Genomic DNA, 2,500 nt, shown 5'->3' with positions numbered 1-2,500 from the left:
ACTCATTCGCCCTATTCAGACTCGCTTTCGCTGCGGCTCCGTCTCTTCAACTTAACCTCGCATGCTATCGTAACTCGCCGGTTCATTCTACAAAAGGCACGCTATCACCCATTAACGGGCTCTAACTTGTTGTAGGCACACGGTTTCAGGATCTATTTCACTCCCCTTCCGGGGTGCTTTTCACCTTTCCCTCACGGTACTGGTTCACTATCGGTCACTAGGGAGTATTTAGCCTTGGGAGATGGTCCTCCCGGATTCCGACGGAATTCCTCGTGTTCCGCCGTACTCAGGATCCTCCTAGGTGTTATCCAAATTTCGCCTACGGGGTTTTTACCCTCTTTGACATACTTTTCCAAGTATTTCGACTATCTGAATAGACTACCATATCGGAGTCCTACAACCCCAACAAGCAAGCTTGTTGGTTTGGGCTTTTCCCGTTTCGCTCGCCGCTACTCAGGGAATCGAATTTTCTTTCTCTTCCTGCAGGTACTTAGATGTTTCAGTTCTCTGCGTCTACCTCGACTGCGCTATGTATTCACGCAGACGTAACATCCTATAAAAGATGCTGGGTTCCCCCATTCGGAAATCTCTGGATCATAGCTTACTTACAGCTCCCCAAAGCATATCGGTGTTAGTCCCGTCCTTCATCGGCTCCTAGTGCCAAGGCATCCACCGTGCGCCCTTATTCACTTAACCTTTGACCTTACGGTCGGTTTTGAGTACTTCTTCTAGCGATAGAAGGTTGCTCAAGAAAATAAGCGTTGAACTTATTAAAAAACTCTTTTAACATTTCAACTCGGTGTGTGTTACTTGTTTTGATTTTTTCTTCGATATCCAGTTTTCAATGAACAAATTTGTTTTGAGAGTAAACCTCTCAAAACTGAACAAAGGCAAACGATGTGTAGTCTTCCGAAATATTCCTTAGAAAGGAGGTGATCCAGCCGCACCTTCCGATACGGCTACCTTGTTACGACTTCACCCCAATCATCTATCCCACCTTAGGCGGCTGGCTCCAAAAAGGTTACCTCACCGACTTCGGGTGTTACAAACTCTCGTGGTGTGACGGGCGGTGTGTACAAGGCCCGGGAACGTATTCACCGCGGCGTGCTGATCCGCGATTACTAGCGATTCCGGCTTCATGTAGGCGAGTTGCAGCCTACAATCCGAACTGAGAGAAGCTTTAAGAGATTAGCTTAGCCTCGCGACTTCGCAACTCGTTGTACTTCCCATTGTAGCACGTGTGTAGCCCAGGTCATAAGGGGCATGATGATTTGACGTCATCCCCACCTTCCTCCGGTTTGTCACCGGCAGTCTCGCTAGAGTGCCCAACTAAATGATGGCAACTAACAATAAGGGTTGCGCTCGTTGCGGGACTTAACCCAACATCTCACGACACGAGCTGACGACAACCATGCACCACCTGTCACTTTGCCCCCGAAGGGGAAGCTCTATCTCTAGAGTGGTCAAAGGATGTCAAGACCTGGTAAGGTTCTTCGCGTTGCTTCGAATTAAACCACATGCTCCACCGCTTGTGCGGGCCCCCGTCAATTCCTTTGAGTTTCAACCTTGCGGTCGTACTCCCCAGGCGGAGTGCTTAATGCGTTTGCTGCAGCACTGAAGGGCGGAAACCCTCCAACACTTAGCACTCATCGTTTACGGCGTGGACTACCAGGGTATCTAATCCTGTTCGCTCCCCACGCTTTCGAGCCTCAGCGTCAGTTACAGACCAGAGAGCCGCCTTCGCCACTGGTGTTCCTCCATATATCTACGCATTTCACCGCTACACATGGAATTCCACTCTCCTCTTCTGCACTCAAGTCTCCCAGTTTCCAATGACCCTCCCCGGTTGAGCCGGGGGCTTTCACATCAGACTTAAGAAACCGCCTGCGCTCGCTTTACGCCCAATAAATCCGGACAACGCTTGCCACCTACGTATTACCGCGGCTGCTGGCACGTAGTTAGCCGTGGCTTTCTGGTTAGATACCGTCAAGGGATGAACATTTTACTCTCATCCTTGTTCTTCTCTAACAACAGAGTTTTACGATCCGAAAACCTTCTTCACTCACGCGGCGTTGCTCGGTCAGACTTTCGTCCATTGCCGAAGATTCCCTACTGCTGCCTCCCGTAGGAGTCTGGGCCGTGTCTCAGTCCCAGTGTGGCCGATCACCCTCTCAGGTCGGCTATGCATCGTTGCCTTGGTGAGCCGTTACCTCACCAACTAGCTAATGCACCGCGGGTCCATCCATCAGTGACGCAAAAGCGCCTTTCAACTTTCTTCCATGCGGAAAATAGTGTTATACGGTATTAGCACCTGTTTCCAAGTGTTATCCCCTTCTGATGGGCAGGTTACCCACGTGTTACTCACCCGTTCGCCACTCTTTTTCTTTCGGTGGAGCAAGCTCCGGTGAAAGAAAAAGCGTTCGACTTGCATGTATTAGGCACGCCGCCAGCGTTCGTCCTGAGCCAGGATCAAACTCTCATAATGATTTGTTTGAATGAC

2 rRNA genes (1 of these 2 cut by a window edge) are annotated in these 2,500 nt (G+C 50.1%); both read right to left on the bottom strand.

Annotation, left to right across the window (positions count from 1 at the left end):
- Nucleotides 1-696: ribosomal RNA gene (locus ENLAB_RS00010) — 23S ribosomal RNA — on the bottom strand (it extends 2,219 nt beyond the left edge of the window).
- A gap of 229 nt (nucleotides 697-925) precedes the next feature.
- Nucleotides 926-2,485, bottom strand: a 16S ribosomal RNA gene (locus tag ENLAB_RS00005).
- The 16S and 23S rRNA genes sit together here, the layout of an rRNA operon.
- Between the last annotated feature and the right edge of the window lie 15 nt (nucleotides 2,486-2,500).

It is taken from the genome of Enterococcus innesii, assembly GCF_022846515.1.
GTDB lineage: Bacteria > Bacillota > Bacilli > Lactobacillales > Enterococcaceae > Enterococcus_D > Enterococcus_D innesii.
This window is presented reverse-complemented; position numbering and strand designations above follow the sequence as displayed.